The sequence below is a fragment of the Flavobacterium tructae genome (assembly GCF_002217475.1).
In the GTDB taxonomy this organism is placed as follows: Bacteria; Bacteroidota; Bacteroidia; order Flavobacteriales; family Flavobacteriaceae; genus Flavobacterium; species Flavobacterium tructae.
The window spans coordinates 28,632-48,621 of sequence record NZ_MUHH01000024.1 but is presented as its reverse complement, the minus strand read 5'-3'; the positions used below and the strand labels follow the sequence as shown (position 1 = coordinate 48,621).

At 36.2% G+C, this 19,990-nt stretch carries 15 protein-coding genes; 7 read left to right on the top strand and 8 right to left on the bottom strand.

Annotated elements, in window-relative coordinates:
• Positions 1–11 precede the first annotated feature (11 nt).
• The 7 genes from B0A80_RS11535 to B0A80_RS11505 all read left to right on the top strand — a co-directional run bounded on the left by B0A80_RS11535 (position 12) and on the right by B0A80_RS11505 (position 12,799).
• Positions 12–3,017 carry a SusC/RagA family TonB-linked outer membrane protein gene (locus B0A80_RS11535; RefSeq protein WP_089077374.1) on the top strand — a complete coding sequence of 1,002 codons (3,006 nt, stop codon included), beginning with the start codon at positions 12–14 and terminating at the stop codon, positions 3,015–3,017.
• Between the two features lie 4 nt (positions 3,018–3,021).
• Positions 3,022–4,485, top strand: a complete 1,464-nt coding sequence (locus B0A80_RS11530) for a RagB/SusD family nutrient uptake outer membrane protein (protein WP_026109996.1) — start codon at positions 3,022–3,024, stop codon at positions 4,483–4,485.
• A 74-nt stretch (positions 4,486–4,559) separates the two neighbouring features.
• Positions 4,560–5,927 carry a glucoamylase family protein gene (locus B0A80_RS11525; protein ID WP_089077373.1) on the top strand — a complete coding sequence of 456 codons (1,368 nt, stop codon included), beginning with the start codon at positions 4,560–4,562 and terminating at the stop codon, positions 5,925–5,927.
• 85 nt (positions 5,928–6,012) lie between these two features.
• Entirely contained in the window at positions 6,013–8,313 is a 2,301-nt protein-coding gene (gene bglX / locus B0A80_RS11520) for a beta-glucosidase BglX (RefSeq protein ID WP_089077372.1), read from the top strand.
• A gap of 94 nt (positions 8,314–8,407) precedes the next feature.
• Positions 8,408–9,193, top strand: a complete 786-nt coding sequence (locus B0A80_RS11515; RefSeq protein ID WP_233430739.1) for a glycerophosphodiester phosphodiesterase family protein — start codon at positions 8,408–8,410, stop codon at positions 9,191–9,193.
• Between the two features lie 57 nt (positions 9,194–9,250).
• Positions 9,251–11,173, top strand: a complete 1,923-nt coding sequence (locus B0A80_RS11510) for a family 43 glycosylhydrolase (protein ID WP_089077371.1) — start codon at positions 9,251–9,253, stop codon at positions 11,171–11,173.
• 237 nt (positions 11,174–11,410) lie between these two features.
• Positions 11,411–12,799, top strand: a complete 1,389-nt coding sequence (locus B0A80_RS11505; protein ID WP_070908577.1) for a M20/M25/M40 family metallo-hydrolase — start codon at positions 11,411–11,413, stop codon at positions 12,797–12,799.
• A gap of 86 nt (positions 12,800–12,885) precedes the next feature.
• On the opposite strand, the gene B0A80_RS11500 is transcribed toward B0A80_RS11505, so the two are convergent.
• The 8 genes from B0A80_RS11500 to B0A80_RS11465 form a co-directional block, all read right to left on the bottom strand.
• Positions 12,886–13,986 carry a PAS domain-containing sensor histidine kinase gene (locus B0A80_RS11500; protein WP_089077370.1) on the bottom strand — a complete coding sequence of 367 codons (1,101 nt, stop codon included), beginning with the start codon at positions 13,984–13,986 and terminating at the stop codon, positions 12,886–12,888.
• A 197-nt stretch (positions 13,987–14,183) separates the two neighbouring features.
• On the bottom strand, positions 14,184–14,867 hold the full coding sequence (locus B0A80_RS11495; RefSeq protein WP_089077369.1) for a YiiX family permuted papain-like enzyme: 684 nt from the start codon (positions 14,865–14,867) through the stop codon (positions 14,184–14,186).
• Positions 14,868–15,062: 195 nt separating this feature from the next.
• Positions 15,063–15,965 carry a hypothetical protein gene (locus B0A80_RS11490; RefSeq protein ID WP_089077368.1) on the bottom strand — a complete coding sequence of 301 codons (903 nt, stop codon included), beginning with the start codon at positions 15,963–15,965 and terminating at the stop codon, positions 15,063–15,065.
• Between the two features lie 18 nt (positions 15,966–15,983).
• On the bottom strand, positions 15,984–16,802 hold the full coding sequence (gene kdsA, locus B0A80_RS11485; protein ID WP_017496575.1) for a 3-deoxy-8-phosphooctulonate synthase: 819 nt from the start codon (positions 16,800–16,802) through the stop codon (positions 15,984–15,986).
• Positions 16,803–17,056: 254 nt separating this feature from the next.
• Positions 17,057–17,377 carry a hypothetical protein gene (locus B0A80_RS11480; RefSeq protein ID WP_089077367.1) on the bottom strand — a complete coding sequence of 107 codons (321 nt, stop codon included), beginning with the start codon at positions 17,375–17,377 and terminating at the stop codon, positions 17,057–17,059.
• A 28-nt stretch (positions 17,378–17,405) separates the two neighbouring features.
• Complete coding sequence (locus tag B0A80_RS11475; protein WP_017496577.1) at positions 17,406–17,858, bottom strand: hypothetical protein; 453 nt, start codon at positions 17,856–17,858, stop codon at positions 17,406–17,408.
• Between the two features lie 112 nt (positions 17,859–17,970).
• A complete protein-coding gene (locus B0A80_RS11470; RefSeq protein ID WP_026109998.1) occupies positions 17,971–18,648 on the bottom strand; it encodes a lysoplasmalogenase in 678 nt (225 codons plus the stop codon).
• A 7-nt stretch (positions 18,649–18,655) separates the two neighbouring features.
• Positions 18,656–19,927, bottom strand: a complete 1,272-nt coding sequence (locus B0A80_RS11465) for a sterol desaturase family protein (protein ID WP_089077366.1) — start codon at positions 19,925–19,927, stop codon at positions 18,656–18,658.
• Between the last annotated feature and the right edge of the window lie 63 nt (positions 19,928–19,990).

Sequence of the window (19,990 nt, the reverse complement as noted above, 5' to 3'; positions counted from 1 at the left end):
TTACGAACTGTATGAAAAATTTTATTTTTAGCTTTTTAGCGCTTTTGCTATTGCCGGCTTATATGTCTGGACAAGCAATTAAAGGAAAAGTAGTAGACAGTAATGGAATGGGAGTTCCCGGAGCAATTATTGCTGCTTCAAACTCAAGAGTTTCTGCTGATGCTGATTTCGACGGAAATTTTGCCATAAATGCCAAAGTGGGGGAGATACTAAAGATCTCGATGTTGGGCTTTGAGCCTGTTTCTGTGGCAGCAACTTCCGCACCAATGACTATTACTTTAAAAGAATCAGGTGATACTGTATTAAAAGATGTGGTTGTAATTGGATACGGAACAAGAAAGAAAATTGATAATACTTCAGCGATAAGCTCTATTAAATCTGAAGAGATTACAAAAATGAAGGTACTAAATGCTTCTCAGGCCATACAAGGTAAGGCGGCAGGGGTTCAGGTATCTGCTTCAGATGCACCGGGAAGTACACCTTCTGTAATCATTAGAGGAGCTGGTAGTGCTTTGGGAGGAAAAAATCCTTTGTATGTAGTAGATGGTATGCCAACGGAGAATATCAATAACATTAATGCAAATGATATTACATCGTACGAGATTTTAAAAGACGCTTCTTCCTTAGCTATTTATGGTACAAGAGGTGCAAATGGTGTAATTATGATCACCACGAAATCCGGAAAAGGAAAACTTACGGTAGATGTAGAAAGCTTTGCCGGAATCAGAACTCCTTTGAAAAAGGTCAGAATGGCAAATAGCGACGAATATGTTCGTTATAGTAATATTGCTTACAGTGGTGCTTTTCCACAAGGAAGATTTTCTGCCAATCAGCCTTACAATACCAATTGGTTTGACGAAATTACAAGAACAGGATCTTATACGCAAAACAATATTGCCATTTCAGGGTCTTCAGATAATGTAAAGTACTTTTTTAGTGTTGGAAATTACGAAGAAAAAGGAATTCTGAACCGACCTGATTATGGTAGAACTACGATTCGAAGTAATAATGAGTTTAAAATTTCGGATAAAGTTAGAGTAACTCAGAATATGAGTGTGAGTACGATAAAAAACACTCCAATGCCTTTAAGCGCTTTTACAAATGCTTACAGACAATCCCCTCTTGTTCCTGTACGTTATCCTAATGGAAAATATGGAGTGCCGTTTGTTTCAAATGGAGTAGTTGCCGAAACAGGAGCGTCTTTCAATAATGTTGCGAATCCTGTGGCTCAGTTAGATTTTACAAACGAGAGACAAGAGACTGTTATTTTACAAGGAGGTTTGAAATTGGATTATGATATTTTCAAATCGTTAAAATTCACCTCTCAGTTTAATGGAGAGTTCTTTACCTACAAACAATATAATTATGTAGATAATTTAGGACTTTGGTTATCAGGAGATCCTACTCGTGTAGTATCTGCTTACGATACTAAAAGTTTAAATACAAATACTTTAACAAGAGGCAGAGATCAGTATTTCAACTGGAATTTATCTAATTACCTGACTTATAATAAAGTTTTTGCAGAAATTCATGATGTTGAAGTTACTGCCGGTATAGAGGCCAACGTACAAGGAACCAGAGAAAAATTAACGATTGACCGAAAAAATGTAAATCCAAATTCAAACTACTGGTCTTTAAAAGATATTAATGTTGCAAGTTCAGTAACAGGTTATAAAGATGAAGCTTTGAATCAGAGAAGATTAGCTTCTTATTTTGCTCGTTTTCAGTACAAATTAATGGACAGATATTTACTTACTGGTACTGTAAGACGTGACGGATCTTCTCAATTTGCTGAAGACAAACGTTGGGGAACATTTCCATCAGTTGGTTTAGGTTGGATTGTATCAAAAGAAAGTTTTTTAAGCAATATTGAAACACTTAATTTATTAAAATTAAGAGGATCATGGGGTAGATTAGGAAATCAGAACATACCGTTAAATACTCAGGTTTTTACTTCAGGAGTTGATGTGCCGGGTCTCGGCTCAGGAATAACGATCAATTCACAGATCGATCCTAATTTATCATGGGAAATTGTAGAAGAACTTTCAGGAGGATTTGATTTTGAATTGTTTGCTAACAGATTAAAAGGATCTTTTGATTTGTATGACAAAAAAACAACCAATACCATTTTAAATGTTAAACCTTATGCAACTTCAGGATACAATATTTCAACTTATTCACATATCGGAGAAGTATCAAACAAAGGGTATGAAATTGCTTTGCGTTGGGATGATAAAATAAGCGATAATTTAAGTTATTGGGTAGGGGGTAATTACTCTCACAATAAAAATGAACTTACAAGTCTGAAAAACGTCCAAATTGCTCCGACTATTGGTGGAGGTTTAGGAAATGGTCAAAACACTAAAATATTGGATAACACTTCAGTTGGACAACCTTTAGGAAGTTTCTATATGTATGAGTTTGCTGGTATTGATGCGTCAAATGGTAAAATGTTATACTACACAGCAGCGGGTGATAAAGTAGTTCAGTCAGCATTAAACGAAAGAACCGATAAAAAGTATGTTGGAACAGTCTTACCAACTTCAACGTATGGAATTACTCTGGGAGTAAATTATAAAAACTTTGATTTTTCTGTTGATGGTTACGGAACAGGAGGAGCAAAAGTATACAATGGAAAAAAAGCACAGCGTTTTGGTGGTGAAAATATAGAAGCTTCTATGGCTCGCAATTTCTGGACACCAACTAACACAACTGCTTCAAATCCGGCGCCTTCTAATGAGATTCCTTATGCATCTACTTTCTTTTTGGAATCAGCAGATTACTTCAGAATCAACAACATTAGTTTAGGATACAAATTGCCATTAAAAGAAGATCTGTTCTTTAACTATTGCAGAATTTATGTAAACGCAATTAATCCGTTTATTACTCAAAAGTATTCAGGTTTCTCTCCTGACGTCGTTAGTGATGGTAAATTGGTTGAAGGTACTCAGGGTGTTGAGTTAGATGCTTACCCATCATTGAGATCATTTGTTATCGGTGCTAATTTAAAATTTTAATATCATGAAAAGAATATATATATCAATGTTTGTGTTGTCCGGGTTACTTTTTGCAGGATGCGCAGATGATTTTTTAGATGTAAGCCCTACAGAATCGATTCCGTCAGCAGATGTAGAGTTGGTTAATAACGACGCAGGAGCTTCAGGTTTTGTAACCGCAATTTACAATCAGTTTTTAGGATGGGATATGTCTTCTTTTGGATGGAATGCTGTTACAAGTATCATTTCTGATGATGCAGATAAAGGTTCTGATCCTGGAGATACCGGAGCAGATAAGGACATTATTGATGCCTTAACCTATAATGCTTCGACTCCTTCATTTCAATCTACCTGGGATGCTCATTATGCGGGAATTAACAGATGTAATCAGGCTTTGGCTATTTTTCCTAAATTAGATAAGGTGACACCGGCTTTAAAAGTAAGATTAGAAGGAGAAGCTAAATTTTTCAGAGCTTTTATGTATTTCACTTTAGTAAAAGGTTACGGTGGAGTTCCAATTATTGATCATTTACCAATTCCGGGTTCAGAAGGGGATAGAATCATGCAATTAACCCGTAAAACGCCGGCTGAAGTTTACGCATTTATCGAGAAAGATTTGAATGATGCCATTACAAATTTACCGGAGAAATCAGCTTACGCGGCAGAAGACAAAAGTCGTGTTTCTAAAGGTTCTGCTTATGCTCTGTTAGCAAAAGTAAATTTATATCAAAAAAATTGGCAAAAAGTAATTGACAATTGTGATAAAGTAACAGGATATTCTTTAGTAGCTGATTATGCGCTACAATATAAAAAAGCTGGAGAATTTGGTCCAGAGTCCATTTTTGAAATTAATGGAATTGGTTCAACTTCAAGCCCTGGTTTTGGAATTGGAAACTACTCTGTTTCTCAGGCACCACGTGGTGCAGGAGGATGGGGTTGGGGCTTCAATACACCTACTCAGGGGTTAGCAAATGCTTATGAAGCAGGCGACGTAAGAAGAGCTGCAACGATTATTTTCAGAGGTTCCGTTTTATACGATGGAAGACCGGTACCGGCTACTGTAGCAAATCCCATGTACAATTACAAAGCGTATTCTTCAGATTTCTACAATCAGGAATTTACAGATACCAATCTTAGATATTTAAGATATGCTGAGGTATTGTTAATGAAGGCGGAAGCTTTGAATGAATTGGGACAGACATCAGCAGCAATTCCTTTAGTGAATATGATTCGTAAAAGAGCAGGTTTAGGAGATACTCCTTTTACTTCTCAAACAGATGTTAGAAAAGCAATCTGGAAAGAAAGAAGATTAGAAATGGCTTTCGAACATGACAGATGGTTTGATCTTGTAAGAACAGGACAAGCTCAGGCTGCTATGGCTGCCGACGGAAAAACATTCGTTGTTGGTAAACATGAATTATTTCCAATTCCTACTACATTCTTAAGAGAAGCGGGTGGACTTTCACAACAAAATCCAGGAGGTTACTAAATAAACTTTTAAAATCACTTCCTTCTCCTTTTTGAAGGAAGTGGTTTTTATTCACTGATATTAAAAAAAATATAATGGTTAAAATTTCAGTTTTACTATTAGCTTTTACTTTTTTGAGCTGTAACGGACAAGAAAGCAAACAAACAGAAAAAGAAGAATCGTCTGCTGTAAAATTAACAGATGATGAACTTTTAGCTGTAGTTCAAAAAGAGACGTTTAAATATTTTTGGGATTATGCTGAGCCAAATTCAGGATTAGCAAGAGAACGTTACCATCCGGATAGAATTTATCCTGAAAACGATGCACATATTGTAACCACAGGAGGTTCTGGTTTTGGATTGATGGCTATTGTTTCCGGAATGTCACAAGGATATGTAACGAAAGAAAAAGGAGTTGAGAGACTGAACAAAATTGCTGATTTTTTAGGCAAAGCGGATCGTTTTCATGGAGCATGGTCGCACTGGATAGATGGAAATACAGGAAAAGTAAAACCTTTTGGAACCAAGGATAATGGTGGAGATTTAGTCGAAACATCATTTTTGGTTGCAGGAATGATTACCGTTCGCGAATATCTAAAAGACGGTTCAGAGAAAGAAAAAGCGGTAGCTCAAAAATACGATGCACTTTGGAAAGGAGTAGACTGGCAATGGTACACGAATAATAAAAATGTTTTGTACTGGCACTGGTCACCAACTTACAACTGGCAAATGAATTTTGCTCTTGAAGGCTACAACGAATGTTTGATTACCTATGTCATGGCAGCATCTTCACCAACACACGCGATCGATGCAAAAGCATATCATGAAGGCTGGGCGAGAAGCGGCGGAATAGTTTCTTCTAAAACCAAATACAATATTCCTCTAATTCTAAAACACAATGGAGCCGATGAATTTGGCGGACCATTGTTCTGGGCACATTATTCGTATGTAGGACTTGATCCGAACCAGCTAACAGATAAGTATGCCAACTATTGGGATCTGAATGTCAATCAGGTAAAAATTGATTACCAATATTGTATCGAAAATCCAGGGAAATTTAAAGGATACGGAGCCGATTATTGGGGCTTAACCGCGTCTTATTCCAGAAATCCTGACGGATCTATTGGGTACGATGCTCACATGCCAAGCAACGATAAAGGAGTTATCTCTCCAACAGCAGCCATTAGTTCAATTGTTTATACACCAAAAGAATCAATCGCTGTAATTAGAAATTTATACGAAAATCATAAAAAGGAAACTTTTGGAGAGGCAGGGTTTTATGATGCGGTTAGCCTACAGAATAATTGGGTTGCAAAACGGTACCTGGCTATTGACCAGGGACCTGAAGTAGTAATGATTGAAAATTATCGTACCGGTTTGCTTTGGAAACTATTCATGAATGCTCCCGAAGTAAAACAAGGTTTGGTTAAGCTTGGTTTTAAATCCGGAAAGTACGGATTCTAGTAACAGGAGCTTATGACAGTTCAGCATTTTATGGCTGGACATTTAAACCAATAAAAAACGAACACAAACAAATAAATATAGTAGAATGAAGAACAAATTAGTCTTACTGTTTTTAGGATGTGCTGTTCTGGGATATGCTCAGAAAAAGAACACTAAAAATACAGTAAAAATAAAACCAAAATCGGAGTTTGTAGCAGAGTTATTGTCAAAGATGACACTGGATGAAAAATTAGGGCAGCTTAATTTACCAACCTCCGGAGATATTACTACAGGACAGGCAAACAGTTCTGATGTGGCGAAAAAAATTGCTGAAGGTAAAGTTGGAGGTTTGTTCAATATTAAATCTGTTCAAAAAATTAGAGAAGTACAAAGAATTGCGGTGGAAAAAAGCCGTCTGAAAATTCCATTGATTTTCGGAATGGACGTGATTCACGGTTACGAAACTACTTTCCCGATTCCGTTAGGATTATCTTGTACCTGGGACATGAATCTGATTGAAAGAAGTGCCAGAATTGCAGCTCAGGAAGCGAGTGCAGATGGTATCAACTGGACATTCTCTCCAATGGTTGATGTTTCTCGTGATCCGCGTTGGGGAAGAGTTTCTGAAGGTTCAGGAGAAGATCCGTATTTGGGAAGTCAGATTGCAAAAGCAATGGTAAACGGTTACCAGCAAAACGATCTTTCTAAAAACAATTCAATTATGGCCTGTGTAAAACACTTTGCTTTATACGGAGCACCAGAGGCAGGTCGTGATTACAACACGGTTGATATGAGTCATATTCGAATGTTCAACGATTACTTTCCTCCATACAAAGCTGCTGTTGATGCAGGTGTAGGTTCTGTAATGGCTTCTTTCAACGAGATTGACGGAATTCCTGCAACAGGAAACAAATGGCTGATGACAGATGTTTTAAGAAAACAATGGGGCTTTAAAGGTTTTGTGGTTACCGATTTTACAGGGATACCTGAAATGATCGAGCACGGAATGGGAGATTTACAAGCTGTTTCGGCACTTTCGTTAAATGCAGGTGTTGAAATGGACATGGTTGGTGAAGGTTTCTTAGGAACTTTGAAAAAATCGTTAGACGAGAAAAAAGTAACGATAGAGACCATCGACAATGCTGTTAAACTTATTCTGGAAGCAAAATACGATTTAGGTCTATTTAGTGATCCTTACAAGTATTGTGATGCTAATAGAGCAAAAACAGAAATTTTTACTGCAAACAGCAGAAAAGAAGCTCGTTCTACAGCAGCACAATCATTAGTGTTGTTAAAAAACCAAAATCAATTGTTGCCACTTAAAAAATCAGGAACAATTGCTTTAATCGGACCCTTGGCAGATGCCAAAGAAAACATGCCGGGAACCTGGAGTGTAGCAACAAGAATGGAAAATGCAATCTCACTTTTAGCAGGAATCAAAGAAGTAGCAGGAGCATCGACAAAAGTTTTATATGCAAAAGGAAGCAACTTAGATTACGATGAAGAGTTTGAAACTAAAGCAACCATGTTTGGTAAAACGTTACACCGTGACGGACGTTCGAAAGAAGAATTACTGGCAGAAGCATTAAAAGTAGCCAATCAGTCAGACGTAATTGTTGCGGCACTTGGAGAATCTGCAGAGATGAGCGGTGAATCAAGCAGCCGTACAAATTTGGAAATTCCACAAGCCCAAAAAGATTTATTAAACGCCTTGCTAAAAACAGGAAAACCGGTTGTTTTAGTATTGTTTGACGGTCGTCCGTTAGTAATTAAAGAAGAGAATGAAACCGTTCCGGCTATTTTGAATGTTTGGTTCGCAGGTACAGAAGCGGGTTATGCTATTGCTGACGTTTTGTTTGGAGATGTAAACCCTTCCGGAAAACTAACATCAACCTTCCCAAGAAGTGTTGGTCAGTTGCCAATTTACTATGCACACAAAAATACAGGAAGACCTTTGGTTAACACAGAAGGTAAGTTCGAAAAGTTCAGATCCAACTATATTGACGAAAGAAACGAGCCATTGTTTCCATTTGGTTTCGGGTTAAGTTATACCACTTTTGAGTATTCAAATCTGAAAATTTCATCTGATAAAATGAACTCAGGCGAAAAGCTAAAAGTAACGGTAGATGTGACTAATACAGGAAATTATGATGGAAAAGAAACGGTTCAATTGTACATCAGAGATGTAGTAGGATCGGTAACAAGACCTGTAAGAGAACTTAAAAATTTCCAAAAAATAACTCTTAAAAAAGGAGAAAAACAAACCGTGACATTCGAGATCACAGTTGAAGATTTAAAATTTTATAACTCTGCTTTACAATTTGTGGCAGAACCTGGACAGTTTGATGTTTTCGTTGGTGGAAATTCAAATGCCGAGAAGAAAGTTAGTTTTGTATTAACTAATTAAGTTGGTTTATTGATTAGTAATTAGCCCTTCGTAATTGGTTAGCGAAGGGCTTTTTTTTAAAAGACATTTTTTAAACCTTTATAAATTTAAAATAATGAATACTACTAAAGCACTTCGGATAGCATTACTTTTAACAATAACAATGGCTTTTCAGTCCTGCTGTGTGAAAGAAAATGCAATTGTGGCACATCGCGGGGCATGGAAAAAAAACAATCTTCCTGAAAATTCTATAGCCGCCCTAAGACATGCCATCGACTTAAAACTTCCCGGTTCAGAATTTGACGTATGGAGAACAGCCGATGATTCACTTGTCATCAATCATGATGCACATTACAACAAATTGCTTATTGAGGAAACCAATTATGCCGATCTTATAAAGTTTAAACTTTCAAACGGAGAGAAGCTTCCAACCTTGTACGAGTATATTGTTGAAGGTAAGCGAAATAATAAACACACACTTTTGGTTTGCGAAATAAAACCTTCGGAAATAAGTAAAGAAAGAGGAAAAGAAACAGCATTGAGGACTGTTGAAACTATCCATAAACTTAAAGCAGAAAGAAATACCTGCTACATTAGTTTTGATTACGAAATGCTGAAACAAATCAGAGAAGTCGATTTTCGGGCAAGTTTACAGTACCTCGAAGGAAACAAATCTCCAAAAGAAGTTAAAGCAGATCGTATCAACGGCGTTGATTATCATTATTCCGTATTTAAGAAGCATCCGGAATGGATCAAAGAAGCCAAAGAGTATAAGGTTATTTTAAATGCGTGGACGGTAAACGAAGCGGCCGATATGGACTGGATAATTGATCATAAATTCAATTATATCACTACCAATGAACCTGAGTTGTTAGAACAAAGGATAAAACAGAAAAAATAGAGCTATTGAAACTGTGTTTTCTCTTTTGGAGAAAATCTTTTATATAAAAATCATCCTATGAAAAAAACATATGTAGTAGCTGTTATGCTGATGCTTGTTAGTTTAAGCAATACAATACTCGCACAAAACACTAAAATTCCCGGTAAAACAGAATGGTTTGACCCCAATAAAAAAGCAACGACCTACTGTAATCCAATCAATATTGGGTACAATTATACCACCGAAAATCACAATGGTATTCCGGAGTCCAGACGTTCCAGTGCTGATCCGGTAATTATTACATTCAAAGGCGAATACTATTTGTTCGCGACCAATCAGGCAGGTTATTTCTGGAGTAAAGACATGTCAGACTGGAAATTTGTATACGGAAGTTTTCAACGTAAGCCCGCCGACGACGATCAATGTGCACCTGCAGCCTGGGTAGTCAATGATACCTTATTTTATGTGGGTTCGACCTGGAAAAGAGATCATCCAATCTGGAAAACTGCTGACCCAAAATCAGGACAATGGTTGCGACATGTTGATAAAGCGATGCTGCCAACCTGGGATCCTGCTATTTTTCAGGACGATGATAAAAAAGTGTACATGTATTATGGTTCAAGTGGAAAATTACCACTTGTAGGTGTAGAAGTAGATTATAATACCTGGCTTCCGAAAGGCAATCAGGCAGCTTATGAAAAACTGTACAAAGCCACCGAAGTAGAAGATATTCAGCGTGCTTATGGCGAGATAAAAGAAGTAGTAGGTTTAGATCCTGCCAATCACGGCTGGGAACGTTTTGGCCCCAATAATGATATGGAACCCGCACCTTGGGGGAATTTTATAGAAGGAGCCTGGATGACCAAACACAATGGCAAATATTATATGCAATATGGTGCTCCTGCCACAGAATTTAAAGGTTATGCCAATGGAGTTCATATTGGTAACAGCCCGTTAGGACCTTTCACCTATCAAAAACACAATCCTATGTCATACAAACCGGGAGGATTTGTAATCGGAGCGGGACATGGAAACACTTTTGCAGATAATTATGGCAATTACTGGAATACCGGAACCTGTAAGATCTCCATCAAAGACCGTTTCGAACGTCGCATTGATATGTTTCCTGCCGGATTTGATAAAGACGATGTGATGTATTCGATTACTTCTTATGGGGATTTTCCAATTGTTCTTCCCACCAAAAAACGCAATCAGGAGAAAGGAGCTTCTTCCGGCTGGATGTTGCTTTCGTATAAAAAGCCTGTCACTGTTTCCTCTTCAGAAGAATGTATGGAAGTGGAAACCCACAGAATGGACAATGGAGGTAAAAAAGTATACGAGAAGTTTTGTTACGGGGCGGTCAATTTAACCGACGAAAATATTCAAACGTATTGGTCTGCAAAAACTGCTGATCCGGGTGAATGGTTACAGCTTGATTTAGGCAGACAAATGCAGATCAATGCCTTGCAGATCAACTATGCCGATCATAAAGCAACACAGTTCAATAAGGCAATGGATATTTATTATCAGTACAAAATTTTCATGTCGGATGACGCTGTAAACTGGAAGTTGGTAGTCGATAAATCTAAAAATGCAAAAGACGTTCCGCACGATTATGTCGAGCTGACGAAAGCAATAAAAGCACGTTACATTAAAATGGTCAACGTTCATAATGCCTCCGGATTGTTTGCGATTTCAGATTTCAGAGTGTTTGGAAACGGATTGGCAGAAAAACCACAGTCGGTTCTTGGTTTTAAAGTAGACAGAAATGCAACTGATGCAAGAAATGCTATGATTTCCTGGAAAAAACAGACGAACGCAACCGGTTACAATATTTATTACGGAATTGCACCGGACAAATTGTATAACAGCATTATGGTTTACGACGAAAGTTCGTATGATTTTAGAGGCCTGGATAAAGGAACCACTTATTATTTTACCATTGAAGCCTTTAATGAAAACGGAATTGGTGTAAAAAATGAAGTAGTAGAAGTAAAATAATTCTCATTTTGACCTCTTGAGTGTAATTTATTGTAACACATAGAGTAACATAGGTTCCGTATCTGTAAAAAAGACGTTCCACTTCACTGAAATACACCTATTTCTTTTGTAGTTTTTTTTATATCGGAAGTCTATGTTTCTGTGTGTTATTTTTTTTCGAAATCGTTACATAAAAATACTGGCAGTTCTAAAGAATTTTGTTCCTTTGTTTAACAACCAAAAAATGCTATACAACCTATGAAAAAAACGATTCTGTTAACTGCATTAGTTTTAAACGGATTGACATCTTTTGCGCAGTCAAATGATGAGAAAAACATTAAATTATTTTATAAAAAGGCCCTGACCGAGTCTAAATGTTATACCTGGTTAGAATATTTGTCTAACGACATCGGAAGCCGTTTATCAGGTTCTGCAAGTGCCGAAAAAGCAGTGCAATACACGAAAAGACAATTGGAAACCCTTGGTCTTGATAAAGTTTATCTACAGGAAGTAATGGTTCCGCATTGGGTACGCGGCGAAAAAGAAACCGCTTATATTTTAGATAATAAAACGAAAACTGTAGTGCCAATTTGTGCTTTAGGAGGATCAGTTGCGACTCCCAAAACAGGACTTACAGCCGAAGTAATCGAAGTAAAGGGAATTAAAGAACTGGCAGAATTAGGCGATAAAGTAAAAGGTAAAATTGTGTTCTATAACAGACCAATGGATCCGGAAAATATCGAAACCTTTAAATCTTACGGAGCCTGTGTAGATCAAAGGTATGCCGGTGCAAAAGAAGCGGCAAAATTAGGTGCAGTTGGAACAATTGTGCGTTCGATGAATTTGCGTTTAGACGATTTTCCGCATACAGGAGCTCAAAGTTATGGCGACTTACCAAAAGATCAATACATTCCAACTGCCGCAATCAGTACAAATGGAGCAGAATTGTTAAGTAAATCTTTGAAAGTAAATCCGTCTTTGAAATTTTATTTCAAACAATCATGTGAGACCTTGCCGGATGTTTTATCGTATAATGTGATTGGAGAAATGACCGGAACAGAAAACCCTGGCAACATTATGGTTGTCGGAGGACATTTGGATTCCTGGGATTTAGCAGATGGTTCACACGACGATGGAGCAGGAGTGGTTCAAAGTATGGAAGTAGTTCGAATTTTGAAAAACTTAAACTATAAGCCTAAAAATACGATTCGTGTCGTTCTGTTTATGAATGAAGAGAATGGAGGAAAAGGTGGTGCTAAGTATGAAGAAGTTTCGAAACAAAAGAAAGAGAATCATATTTTTGCATTAGAGAGCGATTCTGGTGGATTTTCTCCAAGAGGATTTTCAATTGAAGCAGATGACGCTAATTTTAAGAAAATAGCTGGATTTAAAGATCTTTTTGAGCCTTATTTGGTGCATAGTTTTACTATTGGACATGCAGGATCAGATATCAATCATTTAACCTCTAAATCGATTGTAAAAGCAGGTTTAAAACCGGATTCACAGCGTTATTTTGATTACCACCACGCGGCAAACGATAAGTTTGATGCTATTAATAAAAGAGAATTGGAGCTTGGAGCTGCAACTATGACAACGTTGATGTATTTAATGGATCAGGGTGGAATTGTTCTTCCGGCTGCAAACTAAATTGCAAAAATCAAATTCAAATTCCAAATTCCAATAGGGCAGACCTTATTGGAATTTGGAATTTTTTTATTTAGAAATTTATGTGATTAACTTTTAAACGTGATCGTAAATTTTGCCCCTTTGTTGGGGTTACTTTCCACGTCAATATGACCGCCAAGATTCGTTACATGATTATAAACCAGATAGAGTCCGATTCCGTTACTGTCTTTGTTTGAGTTAAATGTCTGATGTAATCCAAAAATTTTGTCTTTTACTTTTTCCATATCAAAACCAATTCCGTTATCCGAAATAATTAACTGTGTGGTTCCGTTAATAGTAAGGGAATTAAAACTGATAAATGGTAAAAAACCGGGTTTTGAGTACTTAATCGAATTGGTAATCAGATTCAGGAATATACTCTTTAAGGAAGTTTTGTTGAAAAGAATTGTTTCTGCCTCCGAAAAATCAATTGAAATTTTGGCTTTCGAATTGTGAACTAAGGAATTAATAGAGTCTAAAACTTCTTTCAATACAACTTCAAAATGCAGGACTTCCAACTGATCGTCTTCTTCATTTTTTTTATCCAGAAGCGCGACATGATCAATTAATGTTTTCTTTAAACTTTGTGTCGAAATTTCAATAATGGAGATTAATTCGAGCGTTTCAGGATCTGTAATAGTAGATTTGTCCAGGAGATCAAAAACGGCCAGTATGTTATTTACAGGAGATCTTAAATCGTGTGCCGTAGTATAAGTAAGCTGTCTGAGTTCCTTATTGAGTTTGGTAAGTTCTGCCAGATGAAGATTTCTTTCCTGTTCCATCTCTTTTCTGAAAGTGATGTTTTTAGCAACAGCATAAACGAGTCTGTCTTTGGCAACCGGAAAAGAACTCCATAAAAGCCAAACGATAGCACCGCTTTTAGTCACATATCGATTTTCAAAATTATACAAACCAATATCCTGAGTAAGTTCTTTGCGGGCATTTGTAGTAGTCAGTTTATCGGCTTCAAGAATAAAATCGTTTATGGGTCTTGAGAGTATTTCTTCTTCAGTATAACCCAGTAATTTAGTCATAGCCGGGTTTATTATTTTAAAATAGCCGTCAAAACCGGCAATACACAATAAATCGGGTGAAGAGTCAAAAAAATCTTCAAACTGCGAGAAAAAATGCAGATTATTTTGGGAATATTTAGGTGCTCTATCGATCATAGTTTAAACCTAACTTAAAATTTACTCTGCTAAAATAGTATTAAAATTTTATATTTATGTTTTGATTTTAACTATTCTGTTGGATATTCGTTTAAAAACATTTTAATACGTTGAAGAGTTGTCATGGGGTTAAAAATGTAAGTTTTTAGAAACGAAGTTTTTTTGTTTTATTCGTCGATACTGATAAAAAAGGGCTTTTAGTAGGTGTCAATAATCGTTTTTAGGAGGTCAGAATCGGCCAAATCAACAGGAGCGACTACTTTTTCGTCGAGCGGAATGTTATTTCCGTATCTTTCCTTGATTATTTTTTGTACCCTTTGATCAGTTAAATTAAAATTCTTCAACTGTTTTAGTTTCGACAATTCGATGTTTGCGGCATTTTTATAAATTTTCCAGATCAGTTCAGAGCAATAAATTCTGGTATCGCTCCATTCAAAATATGCGTCATATTCTCTTCCGTCAAATTGCTGACTGTACGCTTTCATTTTTTGTAGCACTACAGGAGTTAAAACTTTATCAGAGTTTTTTAATCGTTTTACAAGATATTTGGCCTCTTTTCCGTGCTGAATCCATTCGTTAAAAGGAGTAAGTTTTACAGGCTGAACTGCTTCAAAAACAAACCATTTTCCGTTGATATCGTAAATGATGCCACAATGAGAAAATTTAGAGTTTGTGGCAATTCGTACGGCTTCACATTGTGGAGATTGAGAGGTTTGAAAAATAATATCCCCATCCTGAATTTTAGTTTGTAAAGTGTTTTCCTCCTTGGTTTTAGTATGGGAAAACGGATTGTTAGGAAAAACCTTCAGAGCAACAAACAAAGCGCAGCCAAAACTGAGTAAAAAAGTAATAACCGGAAAGAGATATTTTGATTTTTTCATTTTGTAAAGGTGAAATGTGATATGTAAAATGTAAAATGAGATCTGTAAAACTTGAAACCTGAAACTTGAAACTTGAAACTTGAAACTTGAAACCAATACCTTAAACCCTCATCTACCAATTAGCGAGACAAATAAAGGTCAAAAAAAAATAGTTACCAAAATGATAACTATTTTTAAGTATAATTTTAAGAAATATTAGATTCTGAAAATTCCTCCAACAGCAATAATTCGCTGTAAAAAGAAAAAGTCCTGTGATGCTCTGTCTTCACTGCTTTGTGTAGTTCTGATATCCTGCATGTTGATGTAACCACCTTTTAACTCACCCTGTATGTAAAAATACTTGAAGAAAGTAAGGTTGATTCCCGCTTTTGCGGAAAGACCATAACCTGAAATATGAAAATCATCATGACGTTCTTTTCCTAAAAGAGTTGTGTTGGTTTTAGGATATAAAAGTCCTACACCTACACCCTCAGTCAAATTAACCTGAATTTTATCAGTGTTAGTGATACCAAACAATTTAGAAATATCGTCATGTCTGGAAACTTCAGTATTAATATAGTTCAAACCGTCTGTATGTTCGTACATTAAAAAAGCAGTTCCGCTTCCAACTTCACCTTTTCCGAAACCACCTTCCTGAGCACCGCCCTGAGACATGTCTACAGGTCTATTGTTGTAAACACCATTGTAAATAGATCCGGTCTGATCAGCAGGTAAATTGATGTAACCATTTACATTAGCTGTTTGATTCTGAGTCATCACATATTTCATATGATCCCAACCAATCGAAACGCTGTAATGATCACTAAAGAAGTACCCCATTCTAAAGTTGGTTTGCGGAATCGTCATGTTAACCGGATTTACATAATCAATATGCCATCCTTTTGGTTTATCATGCGCTTTCATATTATCAACCGTAAAGTTGTAGTCTTTCCCTCTGAAATTCACATCAGATTTAGTGTAACTTTCTCTGTTTCCTCCCCAGGAAACGAAAAATTTTCCTTTATTGTGGGCAGTGTATCTTTGTACTGTGATTTCTTCTTGCGCAAAAGTGCTTGCTGAAAAACACAACAAAAAGAAAACTAAAATATTTGTTTTCAATGAAATGGTATTAAGTAATTAAAATGAGTTAACCGTTTTTCTGATCGCTACTAATTTGGTCATTAAACCTTCGAAATAGTCTAAATGAAGCATATTAGCACCATCACTTTTGGCATTAGCAGGATCGAAATGAGTTTCGATAAAGATACCGTCAACACCAACAGCAATACCTGCTTTGGCAACAGTTTCGATCATGTCCGGTCTTCCTCCCGTAACACCGGCAGTCTGGTTAGGCTGTTGTAACGAGTGTGTTACATCCAAAACTGTAGTAGCATATTGCTGCATAGTAGGGATTCCTCTGTAATCAACAATCATATCCTGGTAACCAAACATAGTACCGCGATCTGTAACCATAACATTTTCGTTGTTACAATCCAGTACTTTTTGTACAGCATGTTTCATACTTTCCGGACTCATGAATTGTCCTTTTTTCAAATTAACTGTCTTTCCTGTGTTTGCTGCAGCAACAACAAGGTCAGTTTGACGAACCAGGAAGGCTGGAATTTGCAAAACGTCAACGTATTGTGCGGCCATAGCAGCATCTTCATTGGTATGAATATCGGTTACGGTTGGAACGTTAAAAGTCTCTGAAACTTTTCGTAATATTTTTAATGCTTTTTCGTCACCAATTCCTGAGAAACTATCGATTCTTGAACGGTTGGCTTTTTTAAAAGATCCTTTAAATACAAAAGGAATCTGAAGGTTGTCGGTAATACCAACTAATTTTTCTGCAATTCTAAGAGCCATTTCTTCTCCTTCTATGGCGCAAGGTCCTGCTAATAAAAAGAAGTTGCCGCTTTCAGTATGCTTAATTTGTGGAATATGTTGTATGTTCATAGTATGTTTTTTTGACAGTGCAAAGGTAGTTATGATTTATGAATAGCAGATGAAGATTTATGTTTTTTTTAAGAAGCTAATCTGGTTATCCGCTGTGTAATTTATGTTGAAATCAGGATTATTCCCTCGAGACTATTACAAGACTTCATTCAAAATCTTAAATGTTTAAGATGAAGGGCAATATTAATGCGTTATAAAAAGATAATAAATGACATTTATCATGTTGCTTGTAAATTAGCAGTATCATGAAAAAATTACTTTTCGTAAGATCGTTTCATGAAGTACTGAATGATTATAACCACTATCAGGACAAACGTAAAAATAAGCGTGAACATAAAAAGTCCAACAAACTCCATTCCGCATCTAAGTGAATTTGGATTTTGCTCGATATATTTATTAGCATTATAGGTGGCAATGTAAAAGGAAATAACAGGTACTATTATTTGCGCGATGAGACTAATTATACAAACCATTCCGAATTTTAAAGATATAGTTTCGCCAATTGCTTTTCTTCCGGCTATAATTTGAAATAGCAATGGAAGAATAAGTACAATTAGAGGTACGCTTTCTAACATATTATAATCCTGAGTGTAACTTTATTTTTTAATTGCTCTTTAAACGCAATCCCATTGGAACCATTAAAATACCTTTTTCATAAACGTTCAGATAGAGTTTTACCGGCTTCTTTTGCCCGTCCCATTTAAGCTCATATACATTTAGGAATCCTGCCCCCATGTCGCTTCTTTTGGTTGGGAAAGGACAACAGGTTTCTAAGCGGGTATAGGTTATTTTTTCACCATTTGGACCTGCTAAAGCATTTAAAAAACGAGTTTCGTTTAGAGCTTCATTTCGGGTATTCTGAAAAAACAGGTTTACAGGATAATCAGGGTCGTAACCGTATTTTTTATCGTTGCTGAAAAGCGTAATCGAAAATGTATTGTCTTTCTTTAAAACAAGATCAGGAGCGTTGTCATCGACATTTTTTAAAGTCGATTTTGTGCTTATACAAGATGTTACGCTGATAATGAGAACAATAAAAAGGGCTATTTTTTTCATGGTTTATTAATGTTGGTCCTACAAATGTAAAGTGTTTTTACTACAGATGATAAGGATTTAAAGATTTACGGAAAAAATGGTTGTAAATCTGTTGCATCACTACATTCTGTGGTTAATCTGCTTTTTTAGTATTTAGTTTTAGAATACCAATTACAATCAGATATTGTGCCACAAGGTAGGTGAGCATTATAAAAAAGGAACTTTTTTCGATGGGAGCATGAAATTTATTGAAAGCCAAAATACTATCAGAAGTAACAAATGAAACTGCACCTGCTAAAACGTAAAGACTGCCTGTTTTTTTCCAAGTCAGGCTGCCATTAAAAGCAAACAGCAGCATTGTCGAAATTACGGCTGCATAAATGATAACAGGGATTTTTAATTCACCCAGATTGGGCATCAAAAATAAAACCATTCCAACTAAATAAAAAGCTATAAGCAGGCTGCCAATTGCGAAAAGGACTTTATTGATAGTAGTATTTCTTTTTGTTTGTTTGTTGAAGAGGACGCAATACATGAGGTGAGCAATTAAGAAAAAAAGAAGCCCTAAAATAAAATAGATTTCACCAATATCAGCAAAAAGCAGAATTACATCACCCAGCCAGGAAAACAATAATGCTCCCAAAAGGATGTTTTTTGAAGGGAACTTTCCGTGAAAATAAACTCCGAATCCTAATAGTGGTACCAAAACAGGTTTTAGAAACAAGTCCAGATTTTGGTATTCTAAAAACAAAATAATTAGATATAGAATACTGACAACGATAAAGGATTTAAAAAAATAGTGATTTCTCATAATCGGTTTATGAATTAACAGGTTGGTTTCGGTAGTTTTTAAAATCAATATTTACAAAGTAAATTGTAATTAAAAAGGATAAGGTCAAATAGATTAAAATAACAGGATTACTAAAGGAGATAACTTGATTTAAGCCAAACCAGTCTCCATAGTACATGAGGATGCCAATGGCAATACTAAAGCGTAAACCTTCCCAAAAAATGGCATATTTACTTTTGTCCATCAATTCGCTGTAACTGTAAATTGTAATCAGAATAAAAAATCCATAGAGGAAGATATTGGGCAATCCGATTTTGGCTACATTATCAAATAAATACGTTACAAACAATAGCGTGATTAACATTTGAGTTACGGACCAGTAAATTAGCTTTTGTGAATTTTGAGTACCATATTTATTAAAGGCAAAAACATTTTCGATTTTGGTTACAGGATATTTTTCTTCAAAATTTTCAGGTCTCCAGCCGGTGGGTTTAAACCAGATGGTGAATTTGTCCTTCCAGTTTTCGGCACGCCAGGCGTCTTTAATCAGTAAAGTTAAATGCTGAAAATTAATTCGGATAGGATTCCAGGTTTGTGCCGGTCTTGTAATACCAAAAACAGGAGGAACATCGTCTAATTCGGCCTGAAAAGTACCAAAAAGTTTGTCCCAGAAAATAAAAATCTGAGAATGGTTTTTATCTAAATATTCAGGGTTTATAGCATGATGTACGCGATGATGCGAGGGTGTAACCAGGATGTATTCCAGAAAACCCATTTTTTTGATGTGTTTCGTATGGTACCAAAACTGCAGAAACAAATGGAGGGGCAGGGTAATGGCTATTACTGAAGCCGGAACTCCTAATAATGCGGCCGGAATTAATAAAAATGTAAACAAATTAACCAGACTTGCGATAGGCTGGCGTAATGCGCAGGCAAGGTTAAATTCTTCGCTGCTGTGGTGAATGGCATGTTTGTTCCAGAAAAGATTAATCTGATGCGCCCATCGATGGCTCCAATAACCATAAAAATCAATAACAAAAAAAGCAATACAATAAGAAAGTACGTTGGCTTCCAGATGATAAAGCGCAATTTTAGAAACCAGCCATTCATATGAAATGAAGGTCAGACTCAATCCCAGGACGTCTTTGACCGAATTGGTAATTCCGGAGCTGATACTCGATACGCTGTCTATTAAAGGAGCGGTGTCGTTCTTTTTATAAATGCCGTATAATTTTTCGATTACAATTAATACTAAAAAAATCGGCGTTGCAATAATCAATATCTTTCCGTATTCTTCCATAAAAAAACGATTCTATTTTATTCAAATATAGAATAAAATAGAATCGTTTTTAAATTATTTGCA